16 protein-coding genes are annotated in these 17,618 nt (G+C 69.5%); 13 read left to right on the plus strand and 3 right to left on the minus strand.

The window, feature by feature from the left end:
- Positions 1–21: 21 nt before the first annotated feature.
- Positions 22–1,104 (minus strand): aromatic ring-hydroxylating dioxygenase subunit alpha, encoded by a 1,083-nt coding sequence (locus EJO71_RS02120; protein WP_125947026.1) that lies wholly within the window; start codon positions 1,102–1,104, stop codon positions 22–24.
- 369 nt (positions 1,105–1,473) lie between these two features.
- Between EJO71_RS02120 and EJO71_RS02125 the strand changes: the two genes are divergently transcribed.
- The 12 genes from EJO71_RS02125 (at position 1,474) to EJO71_RS02180 (ending at position 13,855) form a co-directional block, all read left to right on the plus strand.
- Positions 1,474–2,502: an ABC transporter substrate-binding protein gene (locus EJO71_RS02125; RefSeq protein ID WP_125947025.1), complete on the plus strand. Its 1,029-nt coding sequence runs from the start codon at positions 1,474–1,476 to the stop codon at positions 2,500–2,502.
- Complete coding sequence (locus EJO71_RS02130) at positions 2,499–3,029, plus strand: nucleoside deaminase (RefSeq protein ID WP_125947024.1); 531 nt, start codon at positions 2,499–2,501, stop codon at positions 3,027–3,029. Before EJO71_RS02125 ends, EJO71_RS02130 begins: the two co-directional genes overlap by 4 nt.
- 24 nt (positions 3,030–3,053) lie before the next feature.
- Positions 3,054–3,884, plus strand: a complete 831-nt coding sequence (locus tag EJO71_RS02135) for an urease accessory protein UreD (RefSeq protein WP_125947023.1) — start codon at positions 3,054–3,056, stop codon at positions 3,882–3,884.
- A gap of 230 nt (positions 3,885–4,114) precedes the next feature.
- A complete protein-coding gene (locus tag EJO71_RS02140) occupies positions 4,115–5,623 on the plus strand; it encodes a DUF4331 domain-containing protein (protein WP_125947022.1) in 1,509 nt (502 codons plus the stop codon).
- Between the two features lie 14 nt (positions 5,624–5,637).
- Positions 5,638–5,928: a hypothetical protein gene (locus tag EJO71_RS02145; protein WP_125947021.1), complete on the plus strand. Its 291-nt coding sequence runs from the start codon at positions 5,638–5,640 to the stop codon at positions 5,926–5,928.
- Between the two features lie 7 nt (positions 5,929–5,935).
- A complete protein-coding gene (locus tag EJO71_RS02150) occupies positions 5,936–7,117 on the plus strand; it encodes a tetratricopeptide repeat protein (RefSeq protein ID WP_125947020.1) in 1,182 nt (393 codons plus the stop codon).
- Positions 7,104–8,279: a HupE/UreJ family protein gene (locus EJO71_RS02155; RefSeq protein ID WP_240651247.1), complete on the plus strand. Its 1,176-nt coding sequence runs from the start codon at positions 7,104–7,106 to the stop codon at positions 8,277–8,279. The genes EJO71_RS02150 and EJO71_RS02155 overlap by 14 nt, the downstream gene beginning before the upstream one ends.
- A gap of 121 nt (positions 8,280–8,400) precedes the next feature.
- Positions 8,401–9,300 (plus strand): iron-containing redox enzyme family protein, encoded by a 900-nt coding sequence (locus EJO71_RS02160; RefSeq protein ID WP_125947018.1) that lies wholly within the window; start codon positions 8,401–8,403, stop codon positions 9,298–9,300.
- Positions 9,294–10,238 (plus strand): class I SAM-dependent methyltransferase, encoded by a 945-nt coding sequence (locus EJO71_RS02165; protein ID WP_125947017.1) that lies wholly within the window; start codon positions 9,294–9,296, stop codon positions 10,236–10,238. The genes EJO71_RS02160 and EJO71_RS02165 overlap by 7 nt, the downstream gene beginning before the upstream one ends.
- Complete coding sequence (locus EJO71_RS02170) at positions 10,238–11,332, plus strand: hypothetical protein (RefSeq protein WP_125947016.1); 1,095 nt, start codon at positions 10,238–10,240, stop codon at positions 11,330–11,332. Before EJO71_RS02165 ends, EJO71_RS02170 begins: the two co-directional genes overlap by 1 nt.
- A 14-nt stretch (positions 11,333–11,346) precedes the next feature.
- The gene (locus EJO71_RS02175) at positions 11,347–12,165 is read left to right on the plus strand and encodes a GNAT family N-acyltransferase (protein ID WP_125947015.1); all 819 of its coding nucleotides are present in this window, start codon (positions 11,347–11,349) and stop codon (positions 12,163–12,165) included.
- A gap of 100 nt (positions 12,166–12,265) precedes the next feature.
- Positions 12,266–13,855, plus strand: coding sequence for a GGDEF domain-containing protein (locus tag EJO71_RS02180; protein WP_276311641.1), 1,590 nt, complete (start codon positions 12,266–12,268; stop codon positions 13,853–13,855).
- Here the strand turns inward: EJO71_RS02180 and EJO71_RS02185 are convergent.
- The gene (locus EJO71_RS02185; protein ID WP_125947014.1) at positions 13,843–15,948 is read right to left on the minus strand and encodes a TonB-dependent receptor; all 2,106 of its coding nucleotides are present in this window, start codon (positions 15,946–15,948) and stop codon (positions 13,843–13,845) included. The two genes, EJO71_RS02180 and EJO71_RS02185, sit on opposite strands and share 13 nt — an antisense overlap.
- A gap of 52 nt (positions 15,949–16,000) precedes the next feature.
- Entirely contained in the window at positions 16,001–16,894 is an 894-nt protein-coding gene (locus EJO71_RS02190; protein WP_125947013.1) for a LysR substrate-binding domain-containing protein, read from the minus strand.
- Positions 16,895–17,000: 106 nt separating this feature from the next.
- On the opposite strand from EJO71_RS02190, the gene EJO71_RS02195 reads away from it, so the two are divergent.
- The gene (locus EJO71_RS02195) at positions 17,001–17,591 is read left to right on the plus strand and encodes a cysteine dioxygenase family protein (protein ID WP_125947012.1); all 591 of its coding nucleotides are present in this window, start codon (positions 17,001–17,003) and stop codon (positions 17,589–17,591) included.
- Positions 17,592–17,618 lie beyond the last annotated feature (27 nt).

A 17,618-nucleotide genomic window follows, 5' to 3' on the forward strand; every position in this document is an offset into this window, starting at 1 on the left:
TGCGCTTGATGCAGGGGCCGCTCAGGCGGCCTTTGCGATCGGAATCACGGCACTGCTCATGCCGCGATAGACCTCCGCCTCGCCATGCTTCGCCAGCAGCTGCATCAGGTGCTTGCGGATCAGCATGCCGGGGCGGTCCGACTCCATCGAATACTCCACGCCGCGCCGGCGCGTGTCGACCAGCGCGTCGGGGTCGGTCGATTCGAGGATGTCCTTGTCCTCGCGCGTGATCTCCTCGTCGAAGTCGATCAGCATCTGCGCCGCGCAGTCGGCCTCGGTGTCGTTGCGGAACAGCCATTGGCACAGCTGCATGCGACCGTCGTCGATGGGCGTGAAGCAGTTGATGATGATGTGGCGCACGCCGCTCGGGTACTCGATGTCGAGCCGGCGCGAGAACGGCAGGAAATACGCGTTGCGCATGTGGCGCGTGGTGATCGGGTCGGTCACGCCGCTGATCGCATGGAACTTCACCGGGTTCGTCGCCTCGATGACCGTCTCCGCGTAGAAGCCCGAGTCGTTCTCCACCAGCTCGTACTTGCTCGGCTTCGGACTCGCGGCCACGCCGAAGGTGGCGCGGTGCACGAAGCTGAAGTGCGAGTTGTCGAAGGAGTTCTCCAGCGCGCGCATCGGGCTGGTCTGCCACTCCTCGTAGAACTGGAAGATGGTGCGGTAGCCCGGGTCGTCGAACTCGGGAATGGCGGGAATCCCGGCGATGGGCTCCTCCAGCGCAACCCATGCATAGCCGTAGCGGGCGGTGCAGTGGTAGGCCGTGGTGCGGTAGTCCGGCGAGATCTTCCGGTCGGGCTCGTACTGCGGAATGCGGATGACCTGCCCGCTGCGGTCGTAAGTCCAGCCGTGGTAGCCGCACTGGATCGCGCCGGTGCCACAGGCCTGGCCTTCGCTGTCCACGCACCAGCCCTTCGACAGCTTCGCGGTGCGGTGGCAGCAGCGGTCGCGCAGCGCGGCGGGCTGGCCGTCGGAGTCGATGAAGAGGACGATGTCTTCGCCCAGCAGCCTGAAAGGCTTCGGGCCGTTGGCAAGTTCGGTGAGCGGCATGACGGCATGCCAGAACTTGCGGAAGACGGGTTGTTGGGTGACGAGCATGCGCGGACTCCTTCTGTGGTCGTGTGGGACGAACGTGAAAGAGCAATTTCCTGCCTGGATGCGTGGGGCATTGCACGGCTGAACGCTTCTACTCTGCGCAAGATGCCTTGCAAATTGCGCGCCCGGATTGTGGCGCGGCCGCGCCGCCGCTCCAAGCCCCCGCCCCGATGCCCGAGCAAAACGCCCCGGCAAGATGCTCGCGAAGGGCCCTTGGCATGCGTCGTGCATCACCTGCCGCAAGAGTAGAAGCGTTCAGCAGCGCACGCACCATGACTGTGCGCCCGCCCGGAAATTGCTCTTGAAACACCCGCCGCCCGTTCCACAGGAAGGGGCGAACGGATTCAAGACACGAAGCTTCCGAGGCCCCACATGCAACGTCGATCCTTCCTCGCGGCCAGCGCCGCAGCCCTTGCCGCCCCCGCCGTTCTTGCCCAAGGCGGCAACGGCAAGCTCACCCCGCTCAAGTTCACGCTCGACTTCCGCATCAACGGGCAGACCTCACCTTTCTTCCTCGCGCTGGCCAAGGGCTACTACCGCGACGAAGGGCTGGACGTGAGCATCGACACCGGTGCCGGCTCGGTCGCCTCCATCACCCGCATCGCCAGCGGCGTCTATCAGCTGGGCCTGGGCGACATCAGCTCGCTGGTGGAGTTCAACGCGCAGAACCCCGGCACGCCGATGGTGCAGGCCGTGTACCAGTACTACAACCGTGCACCGTTCGTGATCATCGGCCGCAAGGACCGTGGCGTGACCGCCGACTTCAAGAGCCTCGCGGGCAAGAAGGTCGCGGCGGCGGCCGTCGAATCGACCCGCCGCGCCTGGCCGATGGTCGCGCGCAAGCAGGGCATGCGCGCCGACGCCTTCCAGTGGCAGACCACCGACTTCAGCGCGCGCGACAACGTGATGGTGCGCGGCGACGTCGACGCCGCCACCTACTTCCACGACTCGGCCGTGTCGCTCTTCGCGCGCATGAAGCCGGAGGAGCTCTCGGTGCTCAAGTACGCCGACGCAGGCGTCAACCTGTACGGCAACGCCATCCTCGCCGGCAGCAACCTGATCGCACAGAACCCGAAGGTGGTGGCCGCCTTCCTGCGCGCGAGCAACCGGGCCATCGTGGAGACCTTCGCCAACCCGGCGCCCAGCATCGCGGCCATGCGCCAGCGCGAGCCCATCCTCGATGAGAAAATCGAACTCGAGCGCTGGGGCATCACCGCGCAGTACGTGGGCGCCGCCGACACCCGCGGCCACGGCCTCGGCGATATAAAGAAGCTCACGCTGGAGCAGCAGGTCGACGAGGTGGCCGATGTCTTCGGTCTCAAGATCAAGCCCGCCTCCGACGCCATCTTCAACACGTCGATGCTTCCATCGCGCAGCGAACGCTCCCTCCCCAAGGCATGAACACCACCAGCAACAACAACGGCATCCCCTACCCCGCGGAAACCGCGCTCGACGAGCGCGACGGCCGCTACCTGCGCAAGGCCATCGTCTGGTCGCACGCTGCACGCCGCCGGGGCAACCGCCCCTTCGGCTCGGTCATCGTCTCGGCCTCCGGCGAGATACTGGCCGAGGCCGGTAACAGCAACACGGAAACGGGCGACTGCACAGCCCATGCCGAAGTCAACGCATTGCGCGCGCTGGCCGGACGCAACATCTCGCGCGAGGAGCTGGCCGGCGCCACGCTCTATGCCTCGGGCGAGCCCTGCGTGATGTGCGCGGGCGCGATCTTCTGGTCGAACATCGGGCGCGTGGTGTTCGGCATCGACGCCGAGCGGCTGCGCGTGTTCCGAGGCGAGCGGCAGGACCAGCGAGATGCAGAGCTGTCGTGCCGCGATGTGTTTCGCGCCTCGCCGCATCCAATCGAATGCATCGGGCCCGCGCTGATCGACGAGGCCAGTGCCGCCCACGACGGCGCCTGGAAGACCTGAAAGCGGGGCCACTAGACTCGCCGCATGCCCTGGCACGCCCGTCTCCATCTCTCCTACCGGCAGGAAGCCTCCCGCACCGTCGCCCGCTTCCGCCATGATGGCCCGCTGCGCATCCTGCAGAGCCTGTACCCCGAGGGCGATGCCGTGTGCCACAACGTGCTCGTGCATCCGCCCGGCGGCCTTGTCGGCGGCGACACGCTCGACATCGACATCGAGGCCGCCGACGGCAGCCATGGCCTGATCACCACGCCCGGCGCCTCCCGCTTCTACCGCTCCGAAGGCGAGCTGGCGCTGCAGCGCACGCGCATCCGCCTCGCAGCCGGCGCGCGGCTCGAATGGCTGCCGCTCGAAGCCATCTGCTACAGCGGCTGCCGCGCCGAGAACCGGCTTTCCATCGAGGTCGAGCCTGGTGCCGAGCTGATCGGCTGGGACGTCACCGCGCTCGGCCTGCCGAATGCCAACCAGCCCTTCGAACGCGGCACCTTCCTGCAGCACATCGAGGTACCCGGCACATGGCTGGAACGCGGGCGCATCGACGCGGCCGACCACCGGCTGCTGCAAAGCCCCATCGGCCTGGGCGGACACCGCTGCATGGCCTCGCTGTTCTTCGTGGCGGGCTCGCCGGTGGCGCGCGCGCGGCGCGACGCCCTTCTTGCGCACGCGCGCACGCTGCTCGAGGCGAGCCCCCTGCTCGACAGCGCCGGAGCCACCAGTCCGCACGCCGAAGTTGTCGTGCTGCGCGTGCTGGCGCCCGTGGTCGAGCCCGCGATGCAGTTGCTGCGCCAGGTCTGGCAGGCATGGCGTGGCGAACTGTGGCAATTGCCCGCGGGCACGCCGCGCATCTGGGCGACCTGAGGCCGGTCGTCCGCATCGAACGGCAGGCGACCGGGCAGCCCCCGCCCGCCCGCGTACGTGCGTGCGTGAGCGAGTGCGCCCAAACGGCAGGATTGGCAAGCGAGCAAGCACCTAGCCGCATCGACACATCCAAGCGAACTTGTTGCCCGTACTCAGACAGCGCCGCCCCCGCCGGGGCCACGCGATCCGTCCGTGCCCACCCCAACACTTTCACTACCGAGGTGACGTCGATGAGATTGACCAAAACGCCTGTACAGGCCTGTGTTCTCGCGCTCAGTGCGGTCGCCGCCGTCGGCGCATTCGCCTCCAGCCACCGCGAGGCGCCCTCGATCGCGGGGATGCCCAAGCTGGACGGCACCGACTTCTACATGTTCCGCAGCTACGAGCCCAACCGCCAGGACTTCGTGACGCTGATCGCCAACTACCAGCCCGACCAGGGCCCGTACGGCGGGCCCAACTACTTCACGATGGACCCGAACGGGCTGTACGAGATCCATATCGACAACACCGGCAGCGCCATGGAAACCCTCACCTTCCAGTTCCGCTTCACCAACACGCTGCGCGACATCCAGCTGCCGATCTCCGGCAAGCAGGTCTCGATCCCGCTGGTGCAGGCCGGCCAGATCTCGGCGCCCAACCAGGCCACGAGCAACCTGCGCGAGACATTCACGCTGACCGTCGTGCGCGGCGACCGCCGCAAGGGCCAGGCCTACGCCGTCACCAATGCCGCCGACGGCTCCACCGTGTTCGACCGTCCGACCGACAACATCGGCGAGAAGACCTTCGGAGGCCCGAACGGCTACGCCGCCTATGCCGCCCAGCAGATCTACAACATCAACATTCCGGGCTGCGCCGCCGGAGGCCGGGTGTTCGCGGGCCAGCGCCAGGACCCGTTCGCGGTCGCGCTGGGCCAGGTGTTCGACCTGATCAACCTGAACCCGCTGGGCTCGACCAGCGCCTACGGCACGGGCACGCTGGCCACGCGCAACGTCAGCACGCTGGCACTCGAAGTGCCGACCTCCTGCCTCACCGCGGGCGGCACCGGCCCGATCATCGGCGGCTGGACCACGGCCAGCGCGCGCCAGGGCCGCCTGATCGCCAGCCCGCCCAAGAGCGGCCACGGGACCACGACGCTCAACGGCGGCGCCTGGGCACAGGTCTCGCGCCTGGGCATGCCGCTGGTCAACGAAGTCGTCATCGGCCTGAAGGACAAGGACAAGTTCAACAGCTCCAGGCCGATGGACGACGGCCAGTTCGCCACCTACGTGACCAATCCGACGCTGCCGGCATTGATCCAGACGCTGTACCCCAGCGCACCCGCACCGACGAACTTCCCGCGCACCGACCTGGTCGCGGCCTTCCTGACAGGCATCGACGGCCTGAACAAGCCCGCCAACGTCAAGGCTTCGGAAATGCTGCGACTGAACACCAGCATCGCCCCCACCGCGATGGCGAACCAGAGCAATCTCGGCGTGGCCGGCGGCGACAACGCCGGCTTCCCGAACGGACGTCGCCCGGGCGACGACGTGGTGGACATCGAGTTGCGCGTGGCCATGGGCGCCCTGTGCGTCCTGACGGGCGCCAACGACGCGCTCAAGGTCGGCTGCAAGCCCAGCGATGCGCCGGCAGGCGGCGCGGCGATCACCGACGGCGCGCTGCAGAGCCCCTCGCAGTTCCCCGCCGCCTTCCCGTACCTGAACACCCCGCTGCCCGGCGCCGTCAACGCCTCGGCACCGTGAACCGGGAGCACGGCATGAACCGAAACATCCATCGCATCGGCGGCGCCCTGCTGCTGGCCACAGCCCTTGCCGGCTGCGGCGGCGGAGGTGGCGGCGGGGGCGGGTTCTACCCATTCCCGTTTCCGGTCGGCGGAAACACCCCGCCGCAGAACCCGCCGCCCGCGCAGGCCGACCCCTACGACCTGTTCGTCGCATATGTGCAGGCCATGGTCGCCACCATGCTCGACACGAGCGAACCGGCCAACGTGGCCGCCTTCGACCCGCCGCCGACGTCGGAGACCAAAGAGCCGGTCGCCACCCAGTAGCACCGACATGCGCCGGACCGCATCCGCGACAGCATGGGTGGCAGGCGCCGCACTCGCGCTGGCCGCCTTCGCGGCGCATGCGGTGCCGCGCGTACCCACCAGCGACGACGAGGTGGTGGAGACACTGCCCGTCGTCGCCGGATGGTCCGGCGAGCAACGCCGGCTGCGCCGCGAGCTGGCGCAGCGGCCGGACGACGAGGCCACCGCCATCGCCGCGGCTTCCACCTACCTCGAACTGGCGCGCGAACAGGGCGACGCACGCTATGCCGGCTACGCCATGGGCGCGCTGCAGGCATGGGAGGCAGCACCGCTGGCGCAGACGCCGCCGGCCGTGCTGGTCATGCGCGCCACGGTCTCGCAGTTCCTGCATGACTTCGACGGGGCCGAAGCCGCCCTCAGGGCGGCGCTCGCCAGGCGCCCCGACGATGCGCAGGCGTGGATCACGCTCGCCACCATTCTTCGCGTGCGCGGCCGCTACAGCGAGTCGGACGCCGCCTGCAGATCGCTCGGACGCGCGGGCCCCTCCTTCTACGCCGTGGCCTGCCTCGCCGAGAACGCCGGGCTGCGCGGCAACCACACCGACGCACGGCAATCGCTGCAGGCCCTGCTGGCAGACCCCGCGCTGCGCGACGCGGCCAAGGCCGGCACGCGCCAGTGGCTGCTGACCAGCGTCGCCGAGATCGAGGAACTGGCGGGCCGCCAGGCCGAAGCCGACGCCGCCTACCGCAAGGCCGTGGCGGCGCAGCGCTCCGGCTACCTGCTGCTGGCCTACAGCGACTATCTGCAGCGCGTCGGGCGCCATGCCGAAATCCCGAAACTGCTGGCCGGCGAAGCGCGCAGCGACGCCGTGCTGCTGCGGCTGGCCATCGCCGGGGTCGCCGCGCGCGACAGGAGCGCCCGGGCCGAGGCCGACGAGCTGCGCCGGCGCTTCGAGGCCGCCGCGCTTCGCCCCGGCACCACCGCGCTGCACGCGCGCGAAGAAGCCATGTTCGCGCTCGACGTGCAGAACGACCCGAAGCGCGCGCTCGAACTCGCGCGCCTGAACGTCAGGCTTCAGCGCGAGCCCGTCGACCTGCTGGTGTTCGCGCGTGCAGCCTCGGCCGCCAACGACGCCGCTGCGCGCGGCGAAGTGAAGGCGTTGATGCAACAGATCGGACTGAAGGATGCGCGTGTCGATGCGATGCCTTGAACGCGCCGGCCTGGCCGTGCTGCTGGTCGCTCTGCTCTTCTTCGGGTCGGCGCCGGCCCACGCCCACAAGGCAAGCGACGCCTACCTGCAACTGCAGCGCAAGGGCGACATGATCGACCTGCGCTGGGACATCGCGCTGCGCGACCTCGACGCGATGCTCGACCTCGACACCAACGCCGACCGCAAGCTCAGCTGGGGCGAGGTGCGCGCACGCCTGCCGGACATCCGCGCCTATGCACTTGCACGCCTGCGCCTCGGGCAGAGCCAATGCGTGCCGGCGGAAGCGCAGCAGCCCGCCATCGAAGACCGCATCGACGGCGCCTACCTCGTGCTGCGCCTGCAGGCGCAATGCAAGACAGGCGCCGCGCTCGACATCGACTACCGCCTCTTCCGCGAAGTCGACCCCACGCACCGCGGCCTGCTGCGCGTGGAATCGGAAGGAGCCGGCGGCGCGCAGCCCACGGTGCGCTCGCTCGATCCGTCCGCCGGGCCGGTGTCGGTGCCCTGGCCGGGCAGCGCCGGCGCGGCGGGCGCGGATGCGGAAACCCGAGCCGACGGCGGCTTCTTCCGCGACGGCATCCACCACATCCTCATCGGCTACGACCACATCCTGTTCCTGATCTGCCTGCTGCTGCCTGCCGTGCTGCGCCGGCGCGACGGCGGCTGGGCACCGGTGCTCGCGTGGCGCGAAGCCGTCTGGCCGATGCTCGGCATCGTCACCATGTTCACCATCGCGCACTCGATCACGCTGGCGCTCGCGGGGCTGAAGATCGTGACCATCTCGCCGCGCATCATCGAGCCCGGCATTGCGATCACCATCATGCTGGCCGCCATCGACAACATCTATCCGGTGCTGCGCGGGCGCCGCAAGCTCTTCAGCTTCCTGTTCGGGCTGATCCACGGCTTCGGCTTCGCGGGCGCGCTGGCCGAGCTCGACCTGCCGCTGCACGACTTCGTGATCGCGCTGCTGCAGTTCAACCTCGGCGTGGAGGCAGGCCAGCTCATGGTGGTGGCCGTGGCGCTGGCCGCCCTGCTGGCGCTGCGCAACTGGCAGCGCTACCCGCCGCTGGTGCTGCGCGGCGGCTCGGCGCTCGCTGTGCTGGTGGCGGCCATCTGGCTCGGCGAGCGGGTATTCGACGTCAAGGTGCTGCCTTTTTCGTAGCGGCCGGTGGGCACGGACCCACGGCCGGAACCCATCTGTAGGCGCCGTCTGACGGACAGCCGCGCCGCAAAGGCGCACGCTGGCCTCTTCTTTTTCCGCCACCGGACGAGAAGGACCGAACATGTCCGCAGACGACATCACGGACCCGGACCCGCAACGACAGCTGCACCGGCGCCTGGCCCGGTTCAACGCCGTGCGACTGAAGCCGGGAAGCCCGCGCCCGCAGTGGCGCGAAGACCTCGCGTGCGAGCACGAACACCGGCTGCTCGAAGGCGACTTTCTCGAAGCCCTGCGCAGCCAGGTGCAGGCAGCGGCCTCGGCGTCGGCCGGCAATGCGGACCACTTCACCGGCTGGTTCGAATCGCTGGAGCGCACCGGCCCCGGCCAGCATCACGCGCTCTTCGACTGGCTGGCGCTGGAGGCCACCCTGCCGCAGATGCGCTGGTTCCTCACGCAGGAGGCCGCGGGCGAAGCCGGCTTCGAGGACCTGCTGGCCTGCACCCAGGTCAAGCTGCCGCCGCAGCCCAAGCTGGAATGCGCACGCAACTTCTGGGACGAGATGGGTCACGGCAAGCAGAGCGCCATGCACGGCCAGATGCTGGAGCAGATGGTGCGCGAGCTCGACCTGCATCCGGCCATCGACACCACGGTGTGGGAGTCGCTGGCGCTGGCCAACACCATGGTCGCGCTGGCCACCACGCGGCGCTATGCCTGGCACGCCATCGGCGCGCTCGGCGTCATCGAACTCACTGCTCCCGGCCGCGTGAAGCAGGTGGCCGCCGGCATGCGCCGCCTGGGCCTGGGCGGCCGCGCGCGCGCCTACTTCGACCTGCACGCGGCGCTCGATGTGTCGCACTCGCGCGCATGGATACGCGAGGTGATCCGGCCGCTGGTCGAGGCCGATCCGGCCTGCGGGCAGTTCATCGCCGAAGGCGCGCTGATGCGGCTCACCTGCGGCGAACGCTGCTTCGCGCGCTACAGCGCCGAGCTGCAGCGGGTCGAGGAGACTGCCGCATGCTGAACGCAGCCGGCGTGCTGCGCCAGGTGGCCGCCACGGGCTACCGCTTCACCACGGTCACGCCGCTCACGCACCAGCGCGTGCTCGCGCGGCGCGGGCGCGAGCCGGGCTCGACACTGCGCGACATCTTCGGCTGGAACCTTTCGTTCGAGGCAGGCGCGGTACCGCCGGAGCTGCTGGCCGACATGGAGCGCGCCGGCATCGTGCGGCGCAACGGAGCACTGCTGCGCAGCACCGTGCGCATCGCGAGCCTGGGCGACGACCTGTTCTTCCACTCGGCCTATCCGACGGTCGAGGAGAACGCCGTGTTCTTCGGCCCCGACACCAGCCGCTTCGCGCGCTTCATCCGCCATGCGCTGGCCCCGCGCCAGAAACAGCCGGGGGTGCGCGTACTGGACGTGGGCTGCGGCAGCGGCGCAGGCGGCATCGCGGTGGCGCGCGCGCTGGCGGCCGCGGGCACACCGGCAACGGTCGTGATGAACGACATCAACCCGCTCGCGCTGCAGTACACGGCCGTCAATGCGGAAGTGGCCGGCGTCGCCGTCACGCTCGCTCAAGGCGATGCGCTGTCGGCGGTCGATGGCGAGTTCGATCTCATCGTGTCGAACCCGCCTTACCTCGACGATGCCGCGCAGCGTGCCTACCGGCATGGCGGCACGCGGCTCGGGCGGGCGCTCAGCGTGCGCATCGCGGCCGAGTCGCTGAAGCGGCTCGCGCCGGGCGGACAACTGCTGCTCTACACCGGCGTGGCCATGGTCGATGGCGAAGACCCGTTCCTGGCGGAGATGCAGCCGCTGCTCGCGGCATCGGGCCATACATGGTCTTACTCGGAGATCGACCCCGACGTGTTCGGCGAAGAGCTGGAGCGTCCGGTGTATGCGCACATCGACCGCATCGCCGCCGTCGGCCTCGTCGCCACGCGCACGAAGGAGAGCGCGTGATGGCCGCCGGGCTCGACTTCGGCATCGACACCGCCCGGCTCGCCGTGGTGCGCGAATGCAGCGTGCTGGAGCGCATGCCCAAGTGGCTCATCTGCGTACCGCTGGTGGTGCAGTGGCTGTGGCTCTCGCTGCGCTACGGGGGCCCGACCGTGCCCTCGGCGGCCAATCCGCACCTCACCTCGGGCGGGCTGGTGGGCGAAGGCAAGCTCGAATACTTCCGCGGCATGGGGCCGCTGGCGCGCTCGCTCACGGCCGACTACTGCGCGGTGTTCAACGACGGCACCGCGACCGGAGACTCGCTGCGGCAGGCCATGGCCGGCAGCGGCCTCGCGTTCCCCGTGGTCGCCAAGCCCGACCTCGGCCTGTGCGGCTACGGCGTGCGCCTCGTGCCCGACATGGCGGCGCTGCTGGCCTACCTGGCTGTCTTTCCTTCCGGCGAAACGGTGGTGCTGCAGCGCTACCTGCCGCAGGAAGGCGAGGCCGGCATCTTCTACGCACGCGATCCCGTCAGCGGCGAAGGCCGCATCATCGGGCTGGCACTGCGCTACTTCCCGCGCGTGACGGGCGACGGCCGCAGCACCGTGGCCCAGCTCGTGGCGGTCGATGTGCGCGCCCGCCGCACCGCGCGCTCGCCGCGCCACCAATGCAGCGTGCCGCCCGACAGCGTGCCGGCGGCCGGCCAGCAGGTGCGGCTGGCCACCATCGGCTCGACCCGCGTGGGCGGCCTGTACCGCGACGGCGCGGCGCTCATCACGCCGGAGCTGGTGCAGGCGATCGACGCCGTTGCGCGCGACATGCCCGACTTCCGCTTCGGACGCTTCGACGTGCGCTACGAGAGCCTGCGCGAACTCGGCGCCGGGCGCGGCTTCACGATCATGGAAATCAACGGTGCGGGCTCCGAAGCCATCGAAGCCTGGGACCCCGACATCGGCGTGGTGCAGGGCTTTCGCATGGTCTTCGCCAAGCAGCGGCTGCTGTTCGCCATCGGCTCGGCACAGCGCAAGGCCGGCGTGAAGCCCATCGGCCTGCTCGCGCTCGCGCGGCTCAACCGGCGGCAGAACCGGCTGGTCGAGCGCTATCCACCCTCCAACTGAGCCGTTGCACGCGCATGGACATCAACGCCTCGCACGCCCCGCCTGGCCGTTCGGTCACGCCAGCCTCGGCCATGCCGATGCTGGAAACCCGCTGGGCCGATTGCGAGGAAGACGTGCGAGACGCCCAGCGCCTGCGCTTTCGCGTGTTCGCCCAGGAAATGGGCGCCCACCTGGCGCCGCCCGAGGGCACGCCGCCCGGACTCGACGTCGACCGCTTCGACGCCTTCTGCGACCACCTGCTGGTGCGCGCCGTCGACCCCGTGCACGGCCCCGGCCCGCTCATCGGTACCTATCGCGTGCTCACGCCCGAGGCGGCACGCCACGCGGGCGGTTTCTACACCGACACCGAGTTCGACCTGGCCCCGCTCGCCCCGCTGCGCGCCAGCGCGCTGGAACTGGGCCGCTCGTGCGTGGACGCCGACTGGCGCTCGGGCGGCGTGATCATGGCGCTGTGGGCCGCCCTGGGCCAGTACATGGTCGAACACTCGCTCGACACCATGATCGGCTGCGCCAGCATCGGCCTCGACGACCAGGGCACGGCCGCCGCGCGGCTGTGGCACCGGCTGTGCCGCACCCACCTGGTGGAGGAGCGCTGGCGCGTGGAGCCGCGCATCGCGCTGCCGCTGGACGCGGAGCCCGACACCGATGCCGACAGCGACGCAGCGCCTCCCGCCACGCCGCCGCTCATCAAGGGCTACCTGCGCTGCGGCGCGCGCCTTCTCGGGCCGCCCGCGCTCGACGCGGCGTTCAACACCGCCGACCTGCCGCTGATGCTGCGCGTGGACGAGGTTTCGCCGCGCTACCGCCAGCATTTCTTCGGCATGGCGGCCTGAGCATGGCGACCTGAGCGGCGCCGCCGGAACGGCGGTAAAGAGGCAGCTGGAGCGCTTCGGATACAGTCCCGCACCAGCCCGCCTCAAGACCTGCCGCCGCGTGAACCTCCGAAAAACCGCCAACAGCCTGGTCTTCCGCTTCCTCGTCATGGGTCTGGCGATGGCGCTGGTCGGCACCGCGGCCAGCTACATCCAGCTCACCCGCTTCCTGCGGGAAGACCTGACGAAGTCGGTGGCGACGCAGCAGACGGCGCTGGCCGCCTACGTGGCCCGTGACGTGGACAACTACATCGTCGAGCGGCTGTCCTTCCTGGAGCGCCTGGCGCTCGCCCTGCCGCCGGAGCTCCTGTCGCAGCCCCGCCAGCTGCATGCGTGGCTGGCGGAGCGCGGCGCGCTGAGCGACCTCTTCCCGCTGGGCCTGGCGATCGCCGACGCCAGCGGCAATCGGCTCGACGAAACCGGGCAATTCGAAACGGACAGTCCGGAATTCGCCGCCGCATCCGCCGGGCAGCGCGCCGTGGGCCGGCCCCGGGCAACTACCTCGCAGCATTCGGCCCTGCCCATGGCCGTGCCCATGCGCAACAGCGCCGGCCAGGTCACGGCCGTTCTGCTCGGCATGGCCGACCTCACGGCGGACGGCCTGCTCGACCATCTGCAGGAGGGGCGCGTGGGCCAGAACGGCGGCATCCTGGTGATCTCGCCGCGCGACCGTCTCTTCGTCGCCTCGACGGATGTGTCGATGTCCCTCACGCCGACGCCGGCCGACGGCATCAACCCGCTGCACGACCGCGCCATGGCGGGCTTTCGCGGCAGCGGGACGACGCGCAACGCCAGGGGCATCGACGAGATATCCGCCATCGCATCGGTGCCGAGCGCCGGCTGGTTCGTGGTGGCGCGGCTGCCGGTCTCCGAGGCGCTGGCCCCGGTGGCGCGCATGCAGACCTTCATCCTGCAGCAGCGCGCGCCCGCCGTGACTGCCGTGCTGGTCGTGCTCGGCCTGATCATGGCCTGGCTGCTGCGGCCGCTCTTTCGCGCCGCCGACCAGGCTGACCGCATGACCCGGGGCGAACTCGCGCTGGCGCCGCTGCGGGTGGTGCGCGACGACGAGATCGGGCACCTCACGCAGGCTTTCAACCGCCTGCTGGCCAAGCTGCTGGACAACCAGGAGGCGCTGGCGCACTTCGCCCACCACGACGCGCTGACCGGCCTGCCCAACCGCAAGCTGCTGCACGACAGGCTGCAGCAGGCACTGGCCCATGCCGGACGGCACGGGCACCAGGTGGCCCTGCTCTACATGGACCTCGACGGATTCAAGAGCCTCAACGACACCTTCGGCCACGAGGCGGGCGACAGGGCGCTCGGGGAAATCGCGCGCAGGCTGCAAGGGCTTGTGCGGCAGACGGACACGGTGGCGCGCATCGGCGGCGACGAATTCGTGCTGCTGGCCACCGGCCTCGAGGAATCTGCGGAACTGGGCGCACTGGCATTGGCACGGCGGTGCGTCGACGCTATTGCCCAGCCGCTGCAGCTGGTGCAATCCGATACGGTCATAGGCGTGTCGATCGGCATCGCCATCGGCAGCGGCGGCGGCGAAACGCCGCAAGACCTGCTTGCCACGGCCGACAAGGCGATGTACCGGGCCAAGCAGAACGGGCGCGGCAGCTATGTCGTGGCCGCTCAGAACGTGTAGCGTGCGCTGACCCGCACGCTGCGCGGCTCCATCGGGTGGATGTGGCGGTCGTTCACGCCGCCGTTGCAGGCGCCGCCCGCCACCTCGCCCGCGGTGCACGAGGCATAGAAGTACTCGATGTCGTTGCCCTTGCGGCCCGCCAGGTTGAACACGTCGAGCCCCAGTGTCAGGTGCTTGTCCACCGCGTAGCGGGCTCCGAAATTCAGCAGCGTGGTGGCACGCGAGCGCACGCTGTTCAGCGTGTCGAGCGCGCGCGGGCCCATGTAGCGCAGCCGCAGCGATGCGGTCCACGGACCTTCGACGTAGGTGACGCCCGCCGCCAGCACGCGCTCGACGGCGTTGTCGATGTAGTTGCCCTCGCCTTCGGGCGCCGCGCCCTTGAAGCGCGCGCGCGACACGGCGGCGTCCACCTCGAGGCGCCAGGCGCGGTCGAACTTCCAGCGCAGCGTGGCCTCGAGCCCGCGCCGTGTGCTCGCGCGGCCCGGTTCGGTGGTGCCCGCATCGCCTACATAGACCAGTTCGGAAGCAAGATTCAGCTTCCACAGCGCCACCGTGGCGGTGAGGTTTTCGTCGGGCTGGAAGCGCCAGCCGATCTCCGCGCCGCGCCCTTTCACCAGCGCGGGCACGCGGTCGGCCGGCAGGCCGCTGCGCGGGTCGGTGGTGATGACGGCACCGCGCACGTCGTTGCTGTGAAAGCCCACGCCCGCATTCAGGTAGAACTCGTGCGCCGGCGTGAGCGAGAAGGCCAGGCCGAACTTGGGGCTCAGCTGCGAGTCGCGGCCCTTGCCGCTGTTGAGCGGGCCATGCACGGGCTCGCGGCCCTGCACGTTGTAGCGCAGCGCGTCGCCGCGCAGGCCGACATAGCCGCGCCACCGGTCGCTGAAATTGACCAACTGCTGGCCGTACACGGAGAACAGATCCTGCGAGACCTTGTCGTTGCGCACCGTGCCCAGGCGCTGGCGTGCCTCGGTGTCGTACAGGCCGACTTCGCCGATGCGGTCGCCGCGCCACTGCGCGCCGAAGCTCAGCAGGCCGTCGAGCCCCGCGATCTTGTTGGCCATCGCGTGCGAGCCCTGCGCGCCGAAGATGCGGCGGCGATCGGTCTGCTCGAACTGGTCACCGTTGACCGGGTTGTTCAGGAAGTAGGTGAAGTCGGAGAACAGGTCGAAGCGGTAGTCGATGGCGTAGGCGCTGAACTCGGTGTCGCCGCCCGGGCCCTTGTCGAACCACTTGGCCGAAAGACTCAGGCGCCGGGTCTTACCGCCGTCGGTCGGATTCAGGCTGCCGAAGCGCTGCAGCTCGCCGCTGTCCATCAACCGTTCGGGCACCTGGTCCGTCGAGGTCCAGCGGGCTTTGTAGGCCATGGCGGTGACGCCGAAGCCGCGCGCCTGCGAGCCCTGCGAATAGCGCAGCACGACGTTGGCCTTCTTGAGGTTCTCGGGCACGTTCCAGGGGCCGTTGTTGCCTTCGAGCTCGATGGCGCCGAGCCAGGTCTGGTCCTGCACGGTGCGCGAGCCCGCGGCCAGCAGGCGGCGAAAGTCGTGCGAGCCCACGGTCACTTCGGCAAAGGGCGACTCGAGCGCGCTGAAATAGTCGAGCGACGCGCTGCCCGCGAGCGAGAAATCGCCGCTCTGCGCAAAGTACGGGCCCTTTCGGTAGCGCACGCCCGACACCAGTTCGGGAATCAGGAAGTTCAGGTCGGCATAGCCCTGGCCATGGCCGTGCGTGGGCATGTTGACCGGCATGCCGTCGACCGTCACCGCGAAATCGGTGCCGTGGTCGAGGTTGAAGCCGCGCAGGAAGTACTGGTTGGCCTTGCCATCGCCCGAGTGCTGCGTGGCAACCACGCCCGGCACGGCCTCGACGATGTCACCGGGCCGCAGCTTGGGCCTCGACTGGAAAGACTCGCGCTCCACCGCGCCCTCGCTTGCGCTGTCGGCCGTGCCGATGGCCGCATCGCGCGGACCGGCGATCTGGATCTCCGGCAGATGGCTCTGCTGGGCGCACGCCGCGGCACTGCTGAACAGGGCTCCGAGAAGCCAGGGCCGGGAAGGCCGAGGGAGAGGCGACGACGCGCGAAGTGAGAAGTTCATTGAAGCCCTTGCCCTTGTCTCGGACCGATGTTGTTGCACGCAAGCACATCGGTTACGCGACGGAACCTTGGCTGGATTCGTCGGTGCGCGGCAGCCGCAGGTGTTTCTTCAGCGTCTCGAACACCTGCCGCGTGACCGGGTTCACCACGTGGCTGCGAACGTAGAGGTAGTACGCAAGGTCGGGCAGCCTCGGCATGCCGTCGCCCGCGCCGAGCACGCGCAGGCCCGCGTCGAGCTGCTCCACGCCGCGCGCCGTCACGCCCAGCCCCGCCCGCAGCGCGGCCTTGATGCCGATCAGGCTCGACGACGTGTAGCGCGGCGTCCATGCCACGCCCGCCGTGTCGAGCGCCTCGTGGCCGATGCGGCGGAAGATGCTGGGGCCGTCGGCCATGATGAGCGGCACCGGCTTCGTCGGGTCGTGCACGTAGCTCGCGGCGCACAGCCACACAGTGGGCGAGTTGCGCAGCACCACGCCCTCGAACTGCGACTGCGCGTCGGCGCGGTTGGAGATGATCATGTCGACCTCGCCGCTCTTGAGCGAGGTCATCAGGTAGGGGCTGCGGCCGATGTGGATGTCGAGCTGCAGCAGCGGCGAGGTGCGCGCCACCTCGGCCAGCAGCAGCGGCAGCATGGTCTCGGCCACGTCGTGCGGCGCGCCGATGCGCAGGTTGCCCTCGAGCTGCCCCTGCCGCAGGCTGCGCAGCGCCTCGTCGTTCAGCGCCAGCATGTGATGCGCGTAGGTGAGCAGCCTCTCGCCGTGCTCCGTCAGCCGCTTCTGCCGGCCCTGCTTGGCGAACAGCGGATGGCCGATCTGCTCCTCCAGCCGCTGCATCTGCTGCGTGATGGCCGACTGCGTGCGGCCCAGGTGCACGGCGGCGGCCGCAAAGCTTTGGAGGCTGACGACGGCCGCGAAGGAGCGCAGCAGCTCAAGATCTAGCGTGGGCATACATCAATTTTATTAATGTGTTTACTGCGATGGCTGGATTGTTGCGTCACGCCCCCGTCACTACAGTGGATGCACACGAAACAGGCAACCCCACTGGAGAAACCGCATGAGCACCCCATCCGAGCAACGCAGCCGGGCCGTCGAGGCGTCCATCGCCGACATGAAGAAAGCCATCGGCGGCGCTGAAGCCACCCGCGAAAAACTCGACGTGGTGCTCGATTCGCTGCAAGGCCTGGCAGCGCACACCGAATACTGGGGCGCCGCCGACTTTCCGCCGCCCGAGGCCGGCGAGCACCAGGCCCGCTACCTGATCGCCGAAGACCCCGACCAGAGCTATGCGCTCTACTTGAACGTGATGCGCCCCGGCAAGAAGATCGTGCCGCACAACCACACGACCTGGGCCTGCATCGCCGCCGTGGAAGGCACCGAGCACAACCGCGTGTACGAGCGCACCGACGACGGCAGCGTGCCGGGCGTGGGCAAGCTGAAGCAGACGGAGCTGGTCGTCGTCGCGCCGGGCAAGGGCATCGCGCTGATGCCTGAAGACATCCACTCGGTCGAGATCCAGGGCGAGCAGGTCATCCGTCATCTGCACATGTACGGCCGTGCGCTCGAGACACTGAACAGCCGCACCGCCTACGACCTGGCAGCCGGCACGTACCAGACCATGGGCATCGGCGTGCAGACGCGCCGCTAGGCACTCACTCTCCCTTTCCGCCTTTCC

This window comes from Variovorax sp. 679, from assembly GCF_003952185.1.
Taxonomy (GTDB): domain Bacteria; phylum Pseudomonadota; class Gammaproteobacteria; order Burkholderiales; family Burkholderiaceae_C; genus Variovorax.